The organism is Thiorhodococcus mannitoliphagus, from assembly GCF_010915725.1.
Classification (GTDB): Bacteria; Pseudomonadota; Gammaproteobacteria; order Chromatiales; family Chromatiaceae; genus Thiorhodococcus; species Thiorhodococcus mannitoliphagus.
In genome coordinates this window covers 1-20,174 of sequence record NZ_JAAIJR010000073.1, presented here as the reverse complement: position 1 = coordinate 20,174, position 20,174 = coordinate 1, and the positions used below count along the sequence as shown (strand labels likewise).

Sequence of the window (20,174 nt, the reverse complement as noted above, 5' to 3'; positions counted from 1 at the left end):
CGCATCGGGAAACAATTGATGGGCACTTTCCTAGGGCAACCCCTGGGAAATAACCTACCAGCGATTTCCAGAAACGCGTTTCCCTGTCGGATGGACCGTTGTCGTTGTCGTAATCGTTCGATGCGACCAACGGCGAGTCAGCTCGACAACGACAACGACAACGACAACGACAACGATGATCTCGCGGATGCCCGGTTCCAAACTCGGAAGGCATTGACCGGTTATTTGCGGGGAGTTGCCTAGATTCGCTGTGTGGATTGGTGTCGCGAGACTCGCTCCCTGTTCAGCGCCGCTGCGACCGATCTCCGCTGGCCGCCTTGCGCTCCGCCTTGTCCGCATACATGGCTTCGTCTGCCCGGCGGAGCGCTTCCCGCAGGTCAGTTGGGTCCGAAGCCACGCCTGCGCCTAGCGAGATATGGATGGGGAAGACCGCCTCCTTGCGGTTGGCGTTGGCTTCCGCAGTGCGGAGGCGTGCGAGGACGGTATCTGCCTGCGATGCGCCCGCTCCTGGCAGGATGATGGCGAATTCATCGCCGCCTAGGCGGGCCAGCACATCATCCGGGCCCAGGCTGGTTTGCAGGACTTGCGCGGCCTTCTGGATGAGCAAGTCGCCGACATGATGGCCCAGCTCATCATTGACGCGCTTGAGGCCGTCGAGATCGGCAATGATGAGGCTGACCGGGTAGGTTCCCTTTGCGCGCAACCGCGCGAGTTCCGTATCGAAGAAGGCGCGATTGTGCAGGCCGGTCAGACTGTCGTGTTCGCTGAGGTAGCGGATCTTCTCCTCGGCGAGGCGCTTTTCACGGAGCGCCTGGATCATCTGGTTGAAGGCGTCGGAGAAGTCGCCGAGAAAGTCGACGTGCTGCTCGAGATCGCCTTGCGCCACCTGCTGGGTCTGCCAGGTCAGGTGGCGGAGGCTGGACTGGAGCTGTTTGAGTGGACCGAGCAGGTGAGAGCCTGAGGGTGTCTCGTGGGCGAGGTCGCCATTGGCGAGTGCGATGGAGAGCCGCCGTAAGGCGGCGAGGGATTCGAGCAAGGCGTCGAGCCGCTCGGCAAAAGGCTGCAGCCCTTCCGACAGGCCCGTCGGCTGCAGCGGCTTGGCAGCTCTGGCCGCGAGCAGCGCCTCGATCTGCTGGGTCGCAGCCGCCAGGTAGCGGCGGTCCGCTTCATTCATGCCGCTGCGTTGTCCGGTGTGATGGCGAAGCGGCAGGTGCGATCACCAGTCGCCCAGCAGTCGATCTCCTTCACCGCGAAAGTCTGACCGCTGTAGGCGTGCAGAACGCCGGCGATGAAGCCCTCGTCATAGTCGCAGACGGTGGTTCCGGAGACCGGCAGCCCGGAGCAGTCCAGGTCTTCCGAGACGGTGATGGTCAGGGTGAGACGTTCCAGGTCTGCCTGCTCAATGCGCATGACGCCAACGCCGAGTTCCTTGAGCTTGGACTGCAGGTCGGCCAAGAAGGCAGTGAGGGGCTTGCTGGTGTCGAGGGTGTTGATGCACAGCTCGCGGCCGGCGATCCAGCCGGACTCGCGGAGGATGTCGCCAGCCACCTCGTCGCCATAGCGCTTGCTCAGGGCTTCGCGCATGGTGTACTGCGCCAGCCGATAGACGACGACGGGCATCTGCTGGCCGAGGTTGGGGCGTCCGAGCTCGATGTCTCCGAGGTCCGTCCACTGGAAGTCGTATTGCGTTCCGAAGGCAGGGATCATGATAGGCCTCGCTCTCTACGTCTTGGGAGGTTGGATATGACTAGGTTGGATATGACTTGCGCTTGAGTGGTCGCCGCCCGCGCCCGGTCTCTGCCGAGCGCCCCGTCTTCCCCTGTCCGACCGACAACGGCGATCCAGTCTCCCCTCAGTGAATTCTATCGTTTTTATCGATTCTCGCTAGAATCGGTGCGGCCAGGATGGTCTCGGTCTTGATATGGGTCACACAGGAGGCTCCCACGCGCGCGAAGGGGCGACACGAAGGCGCCCTCGAGCGGTCTGGGAGATGCCCGAGACCCCTCCAGGTGATCAATCGGCAGTGCCTGTTCGCGGGACAGATGATGACGAATGCGATGACAGACGCCTTGCTGGAACTGGTTCTGGCTGAATTTGGGCCAGGAGCTCTGCTGTGCTGGGATGCGGGCGGGAGCTTGATTGGATCGACCCAGGCCTTTCAGCAGCTATTCGGCTTGGCCGACTGCGCTGCCGCGCACGTCGACGCCATCTGGGCAAGGGTGCGGGAGCGCTGCGAACGCGATCCCGGCGACTTGGCGTCGGCCTTTGCTGGTGGAGGCTCACGCGAGGTAGCACTTGGCGCTGGTGAGACCTCGGGGTCACGGCTGGTGCGATTGAGGCTGCGCAGACTTTCCGCGCCCAGGTGTCTCAGCGTGCTCTTGGCACAAGACGTCACCGAGCAAAAGGTCGCCGCGGCACGTCTGCACATGCTGTCGCGGGTGGTCGAACAGTCTGCAGACGCGGTCTTGCTGACCGATGTCCATTTCCGCATCAGCTATGTCAATCCCGCTTTCGAGACGCTGTTTGGCTGGACGCTCGAGGAACTGCGCGGGCGCATGCCCGATATCCTCAATGCCGAGCCAGACGCGGAGGCATACCAGCAAGGCATGTATTCGAAATTGGCCTCGGGCGCACAAGTCTTCGCGGAGGCGCTCAATCGACGCAAGGACGGCTCTCTGTTCCACTGTCGCTACTGGGTTTCGCCACTGCATGATGACCAGGGCGAGGTCGTGGGCTACCTGGGCTCGCAGCGGGATGTCTCGGTGCAGGTTCGCGCGCAGCAGGAGCTTTCGGCGAGCGAGACCCGCTATCGACTGCTGACCGAGCATTCCTCGGACCTCATCTCCAAGCACAGGCTGGATGGGACCTTTCTCTATGTCTCCTCGTCCTGCCGCGTCTTGCTCGGCTACGCGCCCGAGGAGATCCTGGGGCGCTCGCCCTACGACTTCTTCCATGAAGAGGACCTGGACGCGATTCGCGCTTCCCACGAGACCATCCTAAACACCAAGTCGGTCTATCGGGTGCGATACCGCATGCGACGCAAGGACGGCGCTTGGGTTTGGCTCGAGACCAACAGCCATCAGGTCGAGGATCCAGAGGAAGCGCAGGGCTATGTGATCATTGCCCAGTCTCGGGATGTCACTGAGGCGCACCAGCTGCGCCAGGCCATGGTGCAGAGCCAGAAGATGGAGGCCCTCGGACGGCTCACCGGGGGGATCGCCCACGATTTCAACAATATCCTGGGTAGCGTCTTGGGATTCGCCGAGCTTGCCCGGCTGCGTAACGCCGGGGCTGACGCCAAGCTGGAAGGCTATCTGGAGCAGATCGATATCGCCGGCGGGCGGGCGCGCGACCTGGTGCGCCAGCTCCTGGTGTTCAGTCGCGGAGACAGCACCCTCGGGGCGCAGCCTTGCCCCTTGGCGCCCATGGTCAAGGAGGTCCTGAAGATGCTGCGTCCGACCTTGCCTTCCAATCTCAGCGTTCGCTTCGAGGACGCTGCTGGGCCTCTGGTCGTCGAGATCGATCCTCTGCATGTGCAGCAGATGCTCTTGAATCTGATGCTGAACGCGCGCGACGCCATGCCTGAGGGCGGCGAGATCCGCGTGGTCTTGGGCGAGACGGTGGTCGAGGAGGCCTGTGCAATCTGCCGCGCCTGGCTCAGTGGCAAGTGGATCGAACTGAGCGTGAGCGACAGGGGCTGCGGCATCCCAGACGACAATTTCGAGCAGCTGTTTCAGCCCTTTTTCACGACCAAGCGGTTCGGGGAGGGCTCGGGCATGGGGCTTGCGGTGATCGCCGGCCTGATGCGCAGCTACCAGGGGCATGTCCTCGTGAGTTCACGGCTAGGCGCGGGCAGCAGCTTTCGCTTGCTGCTGCGGCCGGCGCAGCCGAGTGTCGAGCCTTGAGGCTGCAAGCCTGGATTCGAGGTTTTTGAACGCAACAGCGAAAAGGACGGGAGGCACCTGAATCTGGCGGACAGGCGAGAGCGCAGTCTACCGATTTGCAATGCCTGTGAGTTCGGCAATCGCGCGCAAGCCGCCGACGAGTTGCGGCGAGAGGCTGACCGCCTTCTCTCCGGCTACCAGCCCCTCACTCCCGCGTCGTGCTCCGCAGCGATCCTGCGCCCGCGCGTCTCGTCGACGGCGCGCGCGACGATGAAGGCAACCACGAAGAGCAGGATGCAGAAGAGTACGGCCTTGTGCAGACCGAAGAGGGCTTGCAGCAGGCCGATCGCGAGCAGGCCGAAGACGCCGGCGAGCTTCATGGAGAGCCCCCAGAAACCGAACATCTCGGCGCTGCGAGTCAGCGGTGAGAAGAGTCCGACGAGGGTGCGCGTGGTCGACTGGCAGGCTCCCAGGCTCATGCCGGCGACGCAGCCCACGAAGAGGAAGATGTACTGCGCCTGCCAGTCGAGTCCGAGCTGTGCCTGCGCGATCTGAGCGATGGCCGGCGTCAGGTAGATCAGCAGGATGGCCAAGATCCAGAGGATGAGGGTCAGGAGATAGGTGCGCAGTGCGCCGATGCGGTCTTGGATGAAGCCGAAGCCGAAGGCGCCCGCCGCGGCCGTGATCTGCACCAGGACGAACATGAGGGTGCGCACGGATTCGTCCCAACGGATGACTTGTGCCCCGTAGATGAATGCATAGGTGATGATGATGCTGATGCCGCTCATGGAGAAGAAGACGGCGACCAGCAGCACGGCCAGATCACGATGCGCTTTGAGGTGAGTGAGGGTCTGGCTGACGCGGCTGATACCGAGTTGGATGTAGCTCGTGGCTGGGGGCAGCGCGCGCGCCAGTCCAGGCTCGCGCAGCCACACAAAGGTCGGGATGGCGGCGGCCAGGAAGAAGAAGGCTGTCCAGGGACCGACCCAGCGGATGCGCTCGAAGTTCTCGGCACTCACCTCGCCCAGCAGCAGGACGACGAAGAGGGTCGACGCCAGTCCCCCGATGTAGCCCAGCGCCCAGCCGAAGCCCGAGATCTTGCCCAGGTCCTCGGGTGGTCCGAGGCTCGGCAGGAAGCTGGCGATGAAGGACTCGCCGATCGAGAAGGCGAAATTCGAGAGGATGATCAAGATCACACCGAGCCAGACATAGCCGGGCGCGGCCCAGTAGAGCATGGCGGTGGTGACGACCGTCAGCAGGTAGCTCGCGAACAGGAAGCCTTTCTTGGTCGCGGTGTAGTCGATGACGGCGCCGACGATGGGCGAGCAGACGACGACCAGCAAATAGCTCACCGCCAGGGCGAGGCTCCAAAGCAGGTTGCCCAGCCTGTAATCGGGCGCGTCGCCGACGATGACGCGGGTGAAGAGGTCGCCGAACACCACGGTAATGATGAGTGTGGTGTAGGCGGAGTTGGCGAAATCGAACATCGCCCAGCCCAGGATCTCGCGTCTTGGGGCGCGTGTGCGTTGCGTCATGATGCTGGACCGCGGTTGTGGGCCTGGAGTCTGGTAGGCCAAGAGATGCCTTGAGCCGCGAGGGTCAGGGGGTAGCCGCGGCTCTCGGTCGCGGACATGCGGACGACTGGAATCCTTAGAGGGCGCAAAATGCTTGCAGGTGAGTCAAATTTCGATGAAGCGTCCGACCATCCAAGGCCGTCGGTATCGGTATCGGTATCGGTATTTGGGTTCGAACCAACGATAGCGATCCCGAGTCCGATCCCGATGGCATGACTCCTCGGTCTGAGGCGAAGCCTCGCTAGGGATGTCCGGCATGGTATCGCAATCTGGGAGGCCGTGGCGTGGCCTTTGGCCGTATCCCCGGCAGCTGCCTCAGGTGCTGGGTTCGGGCGCGAGTCCGAAGAGGGTGAAGTCGAAGCTCGCCGCCGGACGCTCGATTCTGCGGCTTGTCGGCTGGTTTTTCTCCAAGAAGAGCAGCGTCTGCCAGTCGGCGGTGGACAGCCAATGGGTGCTGCCGATCGTCTCCATCAAGAGTTCATGGCGGCGTTGCGCTTCTGCCAAGGCGACCTGGGCGCGCTTGCGTTCGCTGATCTCGCGCTGCAGCTCGTCATGGATCGCCTCGGCACGGGCATGCGCATCCAGCGCACTCCGCAGCAGGGTGAGGGCGTGGGCGCGGACGTGCTCGATCGACTCATCGGTCGCGGTGCTTGCTTGACCCTTGGTCCGCTCAGCCTGGGGATCGAACAGTTGGTCCAAGTCCGTGACCACCAAGGAGCGTGAGGCATTCGCGTCGGGCGGCATTTTGTTGATGCTGAAGTGCAGGTGCTTGACCTGTCCATCGCGCGTGGGGATGCGGTGGCTGGTGCGAACGGGCTGGGCGGCGGCCGCGTCGAGCCAGGTGGGTATCTCCGCAGCGAGCTGGTTGGGGAAATGGTCTGTCAGGCTGCTGCCGCATAGCTGCTCCGGCGCGATGCCCATGAGCTGCGCGAGACGCTGATTGGCGTGCAGAACCTCTCCGGACGACGAGAGTAGGGCGACACCTTGGAGGATATCCTCGGCCAGGCGCCGATGGGTGCTGCCTTCGGTGCTCGGCGGCGGATGCACGCAGACATTTTCTGGCACACCTCCCAGCACCACGTCGCTGCGCCCAGAGGCTGACGCTAGGGCGCGATGAGCTTCGAGGAGCTGGTGTCTGAGGGTCTCGCACTCGGCCCTCAAGTCCTCGAGCGCGCTCCCGCCAAGATCTTCCGTCATCTAGATGCTCCCGACCGTGGATGCCTTCGCTCCGGGGGCGATGCATCGCGCGGTGGACAGGGATTGCTGCAACAGGCGATCGGCGAGGTCACAGGCTGCGTGCCTCGCCTCGCGGCGAATTCCGACCGACCGAGCGCTCGCTTGCGCCCTGGCTGCGTGGTCCTTGTCCTCGGCTCAGCCTCCGAGTCCAGCCCGAGACACCTACCTTGCAGTGAGAGGGCCGGAAGTTGCGGTCGAAGCGCTGATTTCTCCCCTCATGATGGGGATAAGGACCACGGCAAGAAGCTAGTGGACGCCTGGCAGTAGGGCTATCCGTAAGATTACGTAACCCCTGCGCTGTCATGGGAACTTCGTGGTTGCCCGCTGTGCATGACCTCCGATGAATCATGTGCAAACAAAGTTTGCGGTTTCATGGTCACCTTGGAAGAAAGCTTTGCGGGCTCCATGGCGGTTTGATCTCCGCCTTGGGCTTATCTCATTGTTTTCAATGAGAAACCCAATCTGGCCCAAGCGTTGCTATACCTCGGCACTGAGCTTCGATTGCGCCGGCGCCGCGTCCGGCCAGATCGCGAGGTCCCTAACCGACCTAGATCCATTACCGACCTAGATCCATCACGGGGCTAGATCCTCAACTGGGATACACCCAACCGGGATACACCATGGCAATGACAGAGACCTTCTACGAGGTAATGCGCCGACAGGGCATCACCCGTCGCAGCTTCCTGAAATTTTGCAGCTTGACCGCCACGGCGCTGGGGCTGGAGCCGGCTCTGGCCGGCAAGATCGCCCACGCGATGGAGACCAAGCCGCGCACACCGGTGCTTTGGCTCCATGGCCTGGAGTGCACCTGCTGCTCCGAGTCCTTCATCCGCTCCGCGCATCCGCTGGTGTCGGACGTCGTGCTATCGATGATCTCGCTGGATTACGACGATCTCATCATGGCCTCCGCCGGGCATCAGGCCGAGGCGATCCTCACCGAGATCCGCGAGAAATACAAAGGCAACTACATCCTGGCGGTCGAAGGCAATCCGCCGCTCAATCAGGACGGCATGAGCTGCATCGTCGGCGGCCGGCCCTTCGTCGAGCAACTGAAGGAGGTCGCGTCGGACTGCAAGGCGGTCATCTCCTGGGGCTCCTGCGCCTCCTGGGGCTGCGTCCAGGCCGCGCATCCGAACCCGACTCAGGCGACGCCGGTCCACGAGGTCATCACCGATAAGCCGCTCATCAAGGTGCCGGGCTGCCCGCCGATCGCCGAGGTTATGACCGGCGTCATCACCTACATGCTGACCTTCGACCGCATCCCTGAGCTGGACCGCCAGGGCCGCCCGAAGATGTTCTACGGCCAGCGCATCCACGACAAATGCTATCGCCGCCCGCACTTCGACGCCGGCCAGTTCGTCGAGGACTGGGACGACGAGGGCGCCCGCAAGGGCTACTGCCTCTACAAGATGGGCTGCAAGGGTCCGACGACCTACAACGCCTGCTCGACGGTGCGCTGGAACAATGGGGTTTCCTTTCCGATCCAGTCCGGGCATGGCTGCATCGGCTGCTCCGAGGACGGCTTCTGGGACAAGGGCAGCTTCTACGATCACGTCACCAACACCCACGTCTTTGGCATTGAGGCCAACGCGGACAGGGTTGGTATCGCTGCGGCCGGTACGGTCGGCGTGGCGGTCACCGCGCATGCTGTGGCCAGCGCCGTTCGGCGCATCAAGCAAGGCGCCGGCGAGCATCACGAGGAGAATGACAAGACATGAGCGTCCAGACACCCAACGGCTTCGAACTCGACACCTCGGGCCAGCGCATTGTGGTCGACCCCGTGACCCGCATCGAAGGGCACATGCGTTGCGAGGTCAACCTCGACGAGAACAACGTCATCCGCAATGCCGTCTCCACCGGCACCATGTGGCGCGGCCTAGAGGTCATCCTGCGTGGGCGCGATCCGCGCGACGCCTGGGCCTTCACGGAGAGGATATGCGGCGTCTGCACCGGCACGCACGCACTGACTTCTGTGCGTGCGGTGGAAGACGCGCTCGGCATCCAGATTCCGGAGAACGCCAACTCCATCCGCAACATCATGCAGCTGACACTCCAGGCGCAAGACCACCTGGTGCACTTCTATCATCTGCATGCGCTCGACTGGGTGGACGTCGTCTCGGCGCTCAAGGCTGATCCCAAGGCGACCTCGGAGCTGGCGCAGTCGATCTCCGATTGGCCGCTGTCCTCGCCCGGCTATTTCCGCGACGTGCAGAACCGTATCAAGCGCTTCGTGGAGTCTGGCCAGCTCGGCCCCTTCATGAACGGCTACTGGGGCAATCCGGCCTACAAGCTGCCGCCGGAGGCCAACCTCATGGCGGTCACGCACTATCTGGAGGCGCTCGATTTCCAGAAAGAGATCGTCAAGATCCACACCATCTACGGCGGCAAGAACCCACATCCCAACTGGCTGGTCGGCGGTGTGCCCTGCGCCATCAACGTCCATGAGGCGGGCGCGGTTGGTGCGATCAACATGGAGCGCCTCAACCTGGTGTCGTCCATCATCGACCGCACCATCGACTTCATCGACAAGGTCTACATCCCGGACCTCATGGCCATCGCCTCCTTCTATAAAGACTGGACCTACGGCGGTGGTTTGAGCAGTCAGGCGGTCATGTCCTACGGCGACATCCCCGACCGTGCGAACGACAGCTCGGCGGCGAACCAGATGCTCCCGCGCGGCGCCATCATCAACGGCAATCTGGCCGAGGTGCATGACGTCGACCTGCGCGACCCGGAGCAGATCCAGGAGTTCGTCGCGCACTCCTGGTTCAGCTACGCCGATGAGTCCAAGGGCCTGCATCCCTGGGACGGCGTGACCGAGCCCAACTTCGTCCTCGGTCCCAATACCAAGGGGACCAAGACACGGATCGAGGAGATCGACGAGAGCGCTAAGTACAGCTGGATCAAGGCCCCGCGCTGGCGCGGTCACGCCATGGAGGTCGGTCCGCTGGCGCGCTGGGTCATCGGGTATGCCCAGGGCAATCCGGAGTTCAAGGAGCCGGTCGAGAAGGTGCTGACCGATCTGCAGCTGCCGGTCTCCGCGCTCTTCTCCACGCTGGGTCGCACGGCCGCGCGCGGTTTGGAAGGCTCCTGGGCGGCGCACAAGATGCGGCACTTCCAGGACAAGCTGATGGCCAACATCAAGGCCGGCGACAGCAGCACCGCCAACATCGACAAATGGGACCCCAAGACCTGGCCCAAGGAGGCCAAGGGTGTCGGCACCACCGAGGCCCCACGCGGCGCGCTCGGCCACTGGATCGTGATCAAGGACGGCAAGATCGACAACTACCAAGCCGTCGTCCCGACGACCTGGAACGGCTCGCCGCGCGATCCGGCCGGCAACATCGGCGCCTTTGAGGCCGCGCTGCTGAACACGCCGGTCGCCAAGGCAGATGAGCCGCTGGAGATCCTGCGCACCCTGCACAGCTTCGATCCCTGTCTCGCCTGCTCGACCCATATCATGAGCCCGGACGGCGAGGAGCTGACGCGGGTGAAGGTGAGGTAGGAAGTTGTCAGTTGTCAGGTGGCAGTTGTCAGTGATCAGTGTGGGAGCGCCGCCCCGGCGCGACTGGCGCCAGCGCTGGAGGCCGGCGCCGTCGCGGCGGGGCGCCGCTCCCACGAGCGGCTGGCGCCCTTTGATTTCTCAACTCGGAGGCTGAATTCATGCTAACCGGCGTCCCGACGGTCAAACAGACCGCCGTCTATGTTTACCAAACCCCAGTGCGCATCTGGCACTGGGTCAACGCGCTTTCGATCACGATCCTGGCCATTACCGGGTACCTGATCGCCAATCCCTTGCCGACCCTCCCCGGCGAGGCCAGCGATCATTACCTGATGGGCAACATGCGGTTCTTCCATTTCGCCGCTGCCTACGTCTTCATCGTCGGCTTCATCTTTCGCATCTACTGGGCGATCGTCGGCAACTCTCATTCACACCAGCTCTTCACCCTGCCGTTCTGGCGCCGGAGCTTCTGGAGCGAGTTGGTGCATGAGGTGCGCTGGTACGCCTTTCTGGAGAAGGAACCGCGCAAATACGTCGGCCACAATCCGCTCGCGCACTTGTTCATGGTCGTCATCATCACGGTTGGCGGCTTGGTCATGATCGTGACCGGGATGGCGCTCTACTCGGAGCAGACCGGGCTCGGCAGCTGGCAGGATCATCTCTTCGGCTGGGTCATCCCCTTCGTCGGCCAGAGCCAGGACGTGCGCATGTGGCATCACTGGGGGATGTGGGTCATCGTGGTCTTCGTCATGCTGCACGTCTACACGGCCATTCGCGAGGACATCATGTCGCGTCAGAGCCTGATCAGCACCATGATCAGCGGTTGGCGCATGTTCAAGGACGACCGGCCGTGAGCGGTCCACTGAACTCACGCCAGCGGCGGTCCGGCTCGCCCTCTCCCCTGGCGGGAGAGGGGGAAGCACCCTGGGCTCTTGGCCCCAACATCCTGATCCTGGGTATCGGCAACGTCCTCTGGGCGGATGAGGGGTTCGGCGTGCGGGTCATCGAGGAGATCGCCGCCCGCTTTCACTTTACCCCCAATGTTCGTGTGCTAGATGGCGGCACCCAGGGAATCTATCTGGTCGACCACATCCGCTGGGCGGACGTCCTGGTCGTCTTCGATGCGGTCGACTACGGGCTCGCGCCCGGCGCCCTGAAGCTGGTCGAAGGGGATGAAGTGCCCAAGTTCATGGGCGCCAAGAAGATGAGCCTGCACCAGACCGGCTTCCAAGAGGTGCTGGCCATGGCCGATCTCCTGGGCGACTACCCCGAGCACCTCCTGCTCGTCGGTGTGCAGCCGGTGGAGCTGGAGGACTTCGGCGGCAGTCTGCGGCCCGAGGTCAAGGACCAGATCGAACCGGCGATCCGCGCGGCGCGGGGTTTTCTGGACGGCTTCGGTGTGCAGTGGCTGCCTGTCCACGACGCTGTCGATCATCGGGTCCAGGATGTCCCTCATCCGTCACTCAGCATGAGCCTCTATGAGTCCGGGCGGCCCTCCGCTGAGGCAGCCTGCCGTCTCGGAGACGCCCGCGTGCTGGCAATGCGGGAGCAGGGCTGATGTGCATCGGTGTGCCCATGCAGGTCATCGAGTCCGGGCCGGTTTGGGCCTGGTGTGACGACGGCGGTGAGCGTCAACGTGTCGACATGCAACTGGTCGGCGAGCAGCCGCCAGGCGCCTGGGTCCTGGTCTTCCTAGGCGTCGCGCGCGAGATCATGGGCGAGACCCAGGCACTGCGCGTGCGTGATGCCCTGGTCGCCATGCAGGCCGCCATGGCAGGCGAATCCGTCGATCATCTGTTCGCCGACCTCGTGGACCGCGAGCCCCAGCTTCCCGAGCATTTAAGGGGGCGTTGAGGCCCTGTGGGAGCGCCGCCTCGCCGCGACATGCGTCGCGCCGGGGTGGCGCTCCCACTGCGACGACCAAAACAATCATCCAGGAGAGCACGCATGCAACCTTTCGCGCCCACCGCTTACCCCATTGGTGGCCCCGGCTCGCAGCCCGTCGACGAGGACGGGGCCGAGCTGAGCTATCTGAGCATGCCGAAAGACATGCAGATCTATACGCCGCCGTCGCTGCCCGAGCCCGAGGCGGCATCGGGCTGTCCTCAGGGCGTCCGTCTACTCGAGCGTTTGCTGGCGCAGCTGCGCAGCTATCGGGTGTTGGAGCCGTCGCGCGTGCTCGATCTCCTCGAGCTGCCCGAGGCCGACCGTCAGCTGGTTGCACAAGCCCTGGGCGAGGGCGAGGTCAGCATCCTGTTCTCCGCGGATGCCATCTTGCGGGCGCAGGAGACGCGCCTCGCGGGCATCTGGCGCGTTCAGCGCAGCGGCGAGCTGGGGCAGCTCTTGAGCGACGAACTCGAAGTGGCTGAGATTCCGAGTCGCGTGCGTGATCTGGCCTTCAAGGACGCGGCCGCCGAGGTCCGCTGCGACGGCGCGGTGCCCGAGGGTGTGCTGACGGGCCGATCCATCCTCACCGAGCTGAACGAGCGGACGGCTGCTTGGCGTTTCGGCGACCTGCCGCACGTGGTGAATCTCACCCTGCTGCCGCATGTGCCCGACGATCTGGACTATCTGACGGCCAAGCTCGGCCTCGGGCCGGTCACCATCCTCTCGCGCGGCTATGGCAGCTGTCGGATCTCAGCGACCGGCCTGCGCAACTGCTGGTGGGTGCAGCACTTCAACTCCGATGACAAGCTCATCCTCAACTCGCTCGAGGTCGTAGATGTCCCATCCGCGGCACTGGCGGCGCAGGAAGATATCGAGGACAGTGCCGACCGTCTGGCCGAGATCCTGGATGCGGTGCGCTGAGCGCAGCCGGCATTGCCATGACGCCGCTTGACCTGGAGCCCGAGGACATCGCTCGGCGCTTGGCCGCCGCCTTTCAGCGTGTCCACGCGGAGCGCATGTCCGGGCTTCCGATTCTCAATCCCAATCTCTCGGTGCAGGTGGTCGGCGGCCGCATGCTGGACGGAGACTGGATCGGTGTGCTGATCACGCCCTGGTGCATGAACCTGGTGCTGGTGCCTGGGCCTGAGTCCGCAAACCACCCAGGGTCCGTCGGGGTGAAGCAGAGGGTCGCGCTTCCGGCCGGCGAGGTCGAGACGATCGGCTCAGAAGAGGCGGACATCGGCCCCTTCGCGGCCTGCTCGCTCTATTCGCCCATGGGTGGCTTCGCCGATCAAGGCTCCGCGGTCGCCGCTGCCGAAGAGATCCTGTCAGCAGTCTTCACACCGGCACAGCAGGCGTCCGATGCTCCAGCAGCGGCGGCCCCAGCGAAGGTTGGTGTGAGTCGCCGCGGGCTCCTGCGCGGCGCCTTCTTGCGTGACTGAGTGAGCGCTAATTTGCAAGATGGGCACGTCCGTCTGGCGTCGAGGTTGCGCTCGAACTCAGAGCGCGGACTTTGCCCTGCCTTCCGATCTTGGAAGAGGGTTGCGTGCTGGGCTGGGCCAGCGCTTGGATGGGCGCACATGCATGGAGATCTTCTCTGCCCTTTGCGGTGCAACGGATCTTGTTGTCTTGATCTGGTGGTTGGGCGGCTTCCAGGTTGCGTCCAGCCGCCGGATCTAGGGTGAATGGCGCGTCTCGCTTGTTCTTGATGCGCACCCACCGACGCTGAGATCAGACCAAGGGTCCCACGTAGGTGCCAAGGAGCAGCACGGCTGAAGCGGCGACCGTGATCAGGATATTGTCGTCGATCGGGCCGAATTCATAACGCTCTACCACAGTGGCGACGACGGCGGAGATGAGCCCCCAGAGCGGGATGGCGGGCTGTGCCAGTCCGCCGATGGTCCATCCCATGGGCACGCAGAGCAGCAGCATGAAGAGGTTGCCGATCGGGCTCTTGGAGCGCTTGCGGATGATGGCGTTGCGCACGACACCGGTGACGCCGTCGCCAAAGGCCATGTAGAGCGAGGGCAGGATCGCGAGCCAAGGGTTGTCCAGCAGCCACCAGAGGAAGGACACCGAGAAGCTCCACATTAGCGCGAACTTGACGTCGTTGCGATTGTCCTCCGTCTGGAACCAGTAGAACCGCAGCCCGGTGACGTGGGCGAGATAGGTCAGGGTCGTCAAGAGCAGGCCGCAGATCAGCGGAAACCAGGGGTCCGAGAAGACGAAGGGAACCAACAGCGACCCGACGCCGCCCGCCATCATGTGAACGATTTTGCGGTTGTAGTAGACGGCACGGATGGGCTCCATGCCGCGGTCGACCATCGCTTGGTAGGGAATGCGGGTCAGGAAGAGGATGCAGAGGACATAGAGGCTGAGGCCAATGGCCCAATAGAACTGACTTGTTATCGACATCGGATCTCGACTCGTGTGTGCGTCATGAAATCGCCGACATCCTAATCCGGCGCAGCCAAAGCCTAACAGAGGCCGAGCCTCTATCCTTTGGTTTAGAAAGTGTCCATCAACAACTTCCCCCCTTTTGCAAAGGGGGGGCAGGGGGGATTTCGGGCGGCATCGCTCGCATCGGGAAACAATTGATGGACACTTTCTTAGGTGATTTCCGGGAAACAAGAGACCCGCAGTTCCGGATCCCGGATGGGCAAAGCCCTGGCGATGCGCTTCTTTCGGAGTGCCGAGGGTCGAGGGGCGTGCCCATCATCCCAGCTCAGCGCTTTGCAGGATGGGCACGTCCGCCCAGCGCCGAGGTGACGCTCAAGCCCCGAGTGCGGACTTTGCCCATCCTACCGCCCCGCACCTTTTGGGTAAGGTCATTTCCTGAGTTCGCCTTAGCGATCGAACAAGCCGGAGGCAGGTGATGCACCCCTTTGCTGCCACCTCCGGCGAGGTGACGGAAGAGATGATTCAGAGCTGGCGACCCCTACCGAACGCCCCAGTGCAAGCGCTTGGTGGCCAGACAGAAACTCAGCGAGCGGTTCGGGGTGTGACCACAACGGATGCCTGGCCTTGGTTGGGCCGAGGTGCGGGTCCCAAGGAAAGGGCGCATGTTGGGTCTCCTCACGTCGGCCCAACCTTCAGTTGCCGGTCGGCGCGCATCGCACCTAGCGGTTCGAGCCGGGCCGGGCATGGTCTCGATCAAGACGCCGACGCGGGATCCAGCGTCTCCACCTCGAACCCCACCACCGCGCGGCGCTCACGGCTGAACTCGACCCCGATCAGATGGATCGGCACACCGCCCGCGCGGTACTTGTCGGCATAGCCGCGATCCTTGATCTGCTGCAGCGCCCGGCCTTCGGGCTCCAGTTCCACCACCTTGAATTCGAACAGATAGACCTGCTCGTTGAAGCGCAGCGCCAGGTCCAGGCGCCCGGCGCGGCTCGACTCCTCCGGGGTCAGGTCCAGCCCGAGCGCGGCGAAGTGGCTGTAGACGACGCTGGCGTAATAGCCCTCGTACTGGGCGATCGGGGTCTTGAGGTGCCATTGGTGCGGAATGGCGGCGAAGAGCGCGTCGAGATGGGCGTGCAGGTCTTCCGGTTTGCCACTCAGTAGGGTGTCATAAAGCCTGCTGACGGCGCGCTCAGCGTTCATTGGATCGTCCATCAACCCCTTGAGCAGCGCGTCGTTGAGGGCGCTCTGCACCTCCAGATTCGGATAGCCGAGCCGATACTCGATCCGCGCCCCCATGCGCCGTGAGCCGGCGAAGGTCAGATAGCCGGTCTGCCACAACAGCGCCTCCGAGGGCATGCTGTCGACGTCGAAGGTTGAGATGAGGCTCTCGGAGGCGTGCAGTCCTGCCAGGTCCGGGGTGAAATAACCACGTGCGATGAGCTGATCCAGCAGAAAAGTTGGCGTACCGGTCTCGAACCACCAGGGGCGGAACTGGCGCTTCTGAAACAGTAGCAGCACATCGAAGGGGTTGTAGACTGACTCCCCGGTCCAGTTGTAGCCGTTGTACCAGCGGCGGATCTCGTCGCGGTCCAGCCCTTCGAGTGCGGGTGCGAAGACGATCTCGAGATCATGCTCGGTATAACCGCAAAGCGCGGAATATTCGGCATCGACCGTGATGTCGTTGAGATTGTTCAGCCCCGAGAAGATGCTCACCTTGCTGAACTTGCTCACCCCGGTGAGGAAGGCGAAACGGATATGGGCGTCGGAATCCTTGATCACGGAGTAAAGATTGCGCAGCCCATCGCGCATCTCGCGGGCGATCTCCGGGCGGGTCAGGTTGTCGAGGATCGGCTTGTCGTACTCATCGACCAGCACCACCACCCGCTCGCCCGTCGCGGCATGCGCCTGTTCGATCATCTCGCTGAAGCAACCGACCACGTCCGTGCCGTATTGGCAGGTGAGTCCAAGTGTGACGCGGTTGCGCTCCAGGAGATTGAGGATTCGCCGATCCAACTCGGCGCGGCTCTGCGCCATGCCGCCGCCGAAACTCAAGCGAATGACCGGCGTCCGTCGCGACCAATCCCAGCGCTCATGGGCATAGAGCCCGCGAAACAGCGGCTCGTTCCCCGCAAACAGCTCCGCGAGGGTGTCGATCAGCAGCGACTTGCCGAAGCGGCGCGGGCGCGAGAGGAAGTAATGCGTGCCTTCCTCGACGAGCTTGAGCATCAACGGCGTTTTGTCGACGTAATAGCAGCCATCTTCGCGCAACTTGGAAAAGGTCTGGATTCCAATAGGCAGTTTCAGGCGGGTCATGGCGGCACTCCTGGGTGGCGACTCGGCCTTCGATTCTAGTCGATCGCTCCGGCGGTCAGCGTCTCCACCTCGAAGCCGACCACCGCACGGCGCTCACGGCTGAACTCCACCCCGATCAGATGGATCGGCAGCCCCTCGGCGCGGTACTTGTTGGCATAGCCTCGCGCTTTGATTTGTTCCAGTGCGCGCCCCTCCGGTTCTCGATCGACAACCTTGAATTCGAACAGATACACCTGGGCGTTAAAGCGCAGTGCCATATCGAGCCGACCCTGATTGCTGGCATCTTCCGGGTGTACGTCCAGCCCCAGGGCAGCGAAGGCTGCGTAGAAGACGCTCGCGTAATAGCCCTCGTACTGGGCGATCGGGTTGTTGCGATACCAGTCGCTCGGAATCCCCGCGAACAACGCCTCGATCGCCCCGGTCAAGCTGGAAAAATCGTTCGCAGCCAGGTATTGACGCAGCCGGTAAAGGTGCTCGCCGGTCTCCTCGCTGCGTGCGGTGAGCGCATAGAGCAGCTGTTCCGTCAGCCCCATGCGCACTTCCAGGTTGGGATAGCGCAAGTGATAGAGATAACGCTCCCCCGTCCACTCCGCCCTGTCGATGGTCAGATAGCCAGACTGAAAGAGCAGCGCCTCGCTGGGCATGTCATCGACATCGAAGCGCGAGAGCAGACTCTCTAGCACGATCTGCTGTCCCAGGCGAGGCACATACTGATGCCTGCGCGTGAGCACCTCGACGAGGAAGCTCGGCGTGCCGGTCTCGAACCACCAGGGGCGGAACTGGCGCTTCTGAAACAGGAGCAGCACATCGAAGGGGTTGTAGACCGACTCCCCGGTCCAGTTGTAGCCGTTGTACCAGCGGCGGATTTCGTCGCGGTCCAGTCCCTCGACTTCGGGCGCGAAGACGGTTTCGAGATCGTGCTCGGTATAACCGCAAAGCGCGGAATATTCGGCATCGACCGTGATGTCGTTGAGATTGTTCAGCCCCGAGAAGATGCTGACTTTGCTGAACTTGCTCACCCCGGTGAGGAAGGCGAAGCGGATATGCGCATCCTGACCCTTGATGACCGAATAGAGATTGCGCAGCCCATCGCGCATCTCGCGGGCGATCTCCGGACGGGTCAGATTATCGAGGATCGGCTTGTCATACTCATCGACCAGCACCACCACCCGCTCGCCGTTGAGGGCGTGGGCCTGGCGGATCAACTCGATGAAACGGCCGACGATCGAGTCATCCTCTGTCGTGATCCCCAGGCGCTGCATTTGCTCGCGCAGCATGCCGTGGATGCGTTGATCCAAAGCCTCGGCGCTGTGCAGCACCCCCTCGGCAAAGCTCAGTCGGATCACCGGCGCCCGTCGCGTCCAATCCCAGCGCTCATGGGCATAGAGCCCGCGAAACAGCGGCTCGTTCCCCGCAAACAGCTCCGCCAGCGTGTCGATCAGCAGCGACTTGCCGAAGCGGCGCGGGCGCGAGAGGAAGTAATGCGTGCCTTCCTCGACGAGCTTGAGCATCAACGGCGTCTTGTCGACGTAATAGCAGCCATCTTCGCGCAACTTGGAAAAGGTCTGGATTCCAATAGGCAGTTTCAGGCGGGTCATAGCGGCGCTCCTGGGTGGCGACTCGGCCTTCGATTCTAGTCGATCGCTCCGGCGGTCAGCGTCTCCACCTCGAATCCCACCACCGCGCGCCGCTCGCGGCTGAACTCGACCCCGATCAGATGGATCGGCTGACCGTCCGCGCGGTACTTGTCGGCATAGCCGCGATCCTTGATCTGCTGCAGCGCCCGGCCTTCGGGCTCCAGCTCGACGACCTTGAATTCGAACAGATAGACCTGGCCCTTGAAGCGCACCGCCATGTCCAGGCGCCCGCCACGGCTGGCGTCTTCCAGCACGATGTCGAGCCCAAGCGCGGCGAAATAGGAATAGAAAACGCTGGCGTAATAGCCCTCGTAGCGGGCGATCGGGTTATTGCGGAACCAGTCGCTGGGGATGCTCGCAAAGAAGGCGTCGAACAGCCCATGCAGTCCGGCGCGGTCGCCTGTCTCCAGCAGCCTGAGCAGTTGCAGCCGATTGGCGAAGGCGCACTGTCCGTCCACCCCGTAGCCGATCAGCAAGGCGGCGTTGAGACTGGTTTCGACCTCGTGATTGGGGTAGCCCAGGGTATAGACCCAGTAGCCGGTCAGCGGCTCCTCGACCTTGTGAATGGTCAGGTAGCCGGTCTGAAACAGCAGCGCATCGCTGTTGATCTGCTCGACATCGAAGGTCGAGAGCAGCTCCAGACTGGTCTGACGGTAAGCGAGGTTGGGTGTGAAATAGCCGCGCTCGGTGAGCACATCGACCAAAAAGCGCGGAGTGCCGGTCTCGAACCACCAGGGGCGGAACTGGCGCTTCTGAAACAGTAGCAGCACATCGAAGGGGTTGTAGACCGACTCCCCGGTCCAGTTGTAGCCGTTGTACCAGCGGCGGATCTCGTCGCGGTCCAGTCCCTCGACTTCGGGTGCGAAGACGGTTTCGAGATCGTGCTCGGTATAGCCGCAGAGCGCGGAATACTCGGCGTCGACCGTGATGTCGTTGAGATTGTTCAGCCCCGAAAAGATGCTGACTTTGCTGAACTTGCTCACCCCGGTGAGGAAGGCGAAACGGATATGCGCATCCTGGCCCTTGATGACCGAATAGAGGTTGCGCAGCCCATCGCGCATCTCGCGGGCGATCTCCGGACGGGTCAGATTATCGAGGATCGGCTTGTCGTACTCATCAACCAGCACCACCACCCGTTCGCCGGTGAGCGCGTGGGCCTGACGGATCAACTGGGAAAAGCGCCCGGAGAGACTGAGCGCCGCGCCACTCGCCGCCAGACGGGTCTCATTCTCCGCCAGCAGCTCCTCAATCTTGGCATCGAGATCGGCGCGGCTGTGCAGCACCCCCTCGGCAAAGCTCAGTCGGATCACCGGCGTCCGTCGCGACCAATCCCAGCGCTCATGGGCATAGAGCCCGCGAAACAGCGGCTCGTTCCCCTCGAACAGCTCCGCGAGGGTGTCGATCAGCAGCGACTTGCCGAAGCGGCGCGGGCGCGAGAGGAAGTAATGCGTGCCTTCCTCGACGAGCTTGAGCATCAACGGCGTCTTGTCGACGTAATAGCAGCCATCTTCGCGCAACTTGGAAAAGGTCTGGATTCCAATAGGCAGTTTCAGGCGGGTCATAGCGGCGCTCCTGGGTGGCGACTCGGCCTTCGATTCTAGTCGATCGCTCCGGCGGTCAGCGTCTCCACCTCGAAGCCGACAACCGCGCGTTGCTCGCGGCTGAACTCGACCCCGATCAGATGGATCGGCACACCGCCCGCGCGGTACTTGTCGGCATAGCCGCGATCCTTGAT

The 20,174-nt window shown here is 63.2% G+C and carries 16 protein-coding genes; 8 read left to right on the top strand and 8 right to left on the bottom strand.

Annotated elements, in window-relative coordinates:
- Window positions 1-283 precede the first annotated feature (283 nt).
- Together G3480_RS16555 and G3480_RS16550 are read right to left on the bottom strand one after the other, a co-directional pair.
- Complete coding sequence (locus G3480_RS16555) at window positions 284-1,174, bottom strand: GGDEF domain-containing protein (protein WP_164655002.1); 891 nt, start codon at window positions 1,172-1,174, stop codon at window positions 284-286.
- Window positions 1,171-1,707: a V4R domain-containing protein gene (locus G3480_RS16550; RefSeq protein WP_164655001.1), complete on the bottom strand. Its 537-nt coding sequence runs from the start codon at window positions 1,705-1,707 to the stop codon at window positions 1,171-1,173. The genes G3480_RS16555 and G3480_RS16550 overlap by 4 nt, the downstream gene beginning before the upstream one ends.
- Window positions 1,708-2,057: 350 nt before the next feature.
- Here G3480_RS16550 and G3480_RS16545 point away from each other — a divergent pair, with 350 nt between their 5' ends.
- Window positions 2,058-3,905, top strand: a complete 1,848-nt coding sequence (locus G3480_RS16545; RefSeq protein ID WP_164655000.1) for a PAS domain-containing sensor histidine kinase — start codon at window positions 2,058-2,060, stop codon at window positions 3,903-3,905.
- A gap of 173 nt (window positions 3,906-4,078) precedes the next feature.
- Here the strand turns inward: G3480_RS16545 and G3480_RS16540 are convergent, their stop codons facing one another.
- Together G3480_RS16540 and G3480_RS16535 are read right to left on the bottom strand one after the other, a co-directional pair.
- Window positions 4,079-5,419, bottom strand: coding sequence for an MFS transporter (locus tag G3480_RS16540; protein ID WP_164654999.1), 1,341 nt, complete (start codon window positions 5,417-5,419; stop codon window positions 4,079-4,081).
- Between the two features lie 354 nt (window positions 5,420-5,773).
- A complete protein-coding gene (locus G3480_RS16535; RefSeq protein ID WP_164654998.1) occupies window positions 5,774-6,655 on the bottom strand; it encodes a PAS domain-containing protein in 882 nt (293 codons plus the stop codon).
- A gap of 659 nt (window positions 6,656-7,314) precedes the next feature.
- Between G3480_RS16535 and G3480_RS16530 the strand changes: the two genes are divergently transcribed.
- The 7 genes from G3480_RS16530 to hybE all read left to right on the top strand — a co-directional run bounded on the left by G3480_RS16530 (window position 7,315) and on the right by hybE (window position 13,525).
- Window positions 7,315-8,412 (top strand): hydrogenase small subunit, encoded by a 1,098-nt coding sequence (locus G3480_RS16530; protein ID WP_164654997.1) that lies wholly within the window; start codon window positions 7,315-7,317, stop codon window positions 8,410-8,412.
- A complete protein-coding gene (locus G3480_RS16525; protein WP_164654996.1) occupies window positions 8,409-10,199 on the top strand; it encodes a nickel-dependent hydrogenase large subunit in 1,791 nt (596 codons plus the stop codon). Before G3480_RS16530 ends, G3480_RS16525 begins: the two co-directional genes overlap by 4 nt.
- Before the next feature lie 158 nt (window positions 10,200-10,357).
- Entirely contained in the window at window positions 10,358-11,050 is a 693-nt protein-coding gene (cybH, locus tag G3480_RS16520) for a Ni/Fe-hydrogenase, b-type cytochrome subunit (RefSeq protein WP_164654995.1), read from the top strand.
- Window positions 11,051-11,139: 89 nt separating this feature from the next.
- Entirely contained in the window at window positions 11,140-11,754 is a 615-nt protein-coding gene (locus tag G3480_RS16515) for a HyaD/HybD family hydrogenase maturation endopeptidase (RefSeq protein WP_164655006.1), read from the top strand.
- Window positions 11,754-12,050, top strand: coding sequence for a HypC/HybG/HupF family hydrogenase formation chaperone (locus G3480_RS16510; RefSeq protein WP_164654994.1), 297 nt, complete (start codon window positions 11,754-11,756; stop codon window positions 12,048-12,050). The genes G3480_RS16515 and G3480_RS16510 overlap by 1 nt, the downstream gene beginning before the upstream one ends.
- A 93-nt stretch (window positions 12,051-12,143) precedes the next feature.
- Window positions 12,144-13,004 (top strand): hydrogenase expression/formation protein, encoded by an 861-nt coding sequence (locus tag G3480_RS16505; protein ID WP_164654993.1) that lies wholly within the window; start codon window positions 12,144-12,146, stop codon window positions 13,002-13,004.
- A 17-nt stretch (window positions 13,005-13,021) separates the two neighbouring features.
- The gene (hybE, locus tag G3480_RS16500) at window positions 13,022-13,525 is read left to right on the top strand and encodes a [NiFe]-hydrogenase assembly chaperone HybE (protein ID WP_164654992.1); all 504 of its coding nucleotides are present in this window, start codon (window positions 13,022-13,024) and stop codon (window positions 13,523-13,525) included.
- 289 nt (window positions 13,526-13,814) lie between these two features.
- Here the strand turns inward: hybE and G3480_RS16495 are convergent, their stop codons facing one another.
- The 4 genes from G3480_RS16495 to G3480_RS16480 form a co-directional block, all read right to left on the bottom strand.
- Complete coding sequence (locus G3480_RS16495; protein WP_164654991.1) at window positions 13,815-14,498, bottom strand: hypothetical protein; 684 nt, start codon at window positions 14,496-14,498, stop codon at window positions 13,815-13,817.
- A gap of 738 nt (window positions 14,499-15,236) precedes the next feature.
- Entirely contained in the window at window positions 15,237-16,802 is a 1,566-nt protein-coding gene (locus G3480_RS16490; protein ID WP_164654990.1) for an ATP-binding protein, read from the bottom strand.
- 35 nt (window positions 16,803-16,837) lie between these two features.
- Window positions 16,838-18,400, bottom strand: a complete 1,563-nt coding sequence (locus tag G3480_RS16485; RefSeq protein ID WP_164654989.1) for an ATP-binding protein — start codon at window positions 18,398-18,400, stop codon at window positions 16,838-16,840.
- Window positions 18,401-18,435: 35 nt separating this feature from the next.
- Window positions 18,436-20,001 (bottom strand): ATP-binding protein, encoded by a 1,566-nt coding sequence (locus G3480_RS16480; RefSeq protein ID WP_164654988.1) that lies wholly within the window; start codon window positions 19,999-20,001, stop codon window positions 18,436-18,438.
- Between the last annotated feature and the right edge of the window lie 173 nt (window positions 20,002-20,174).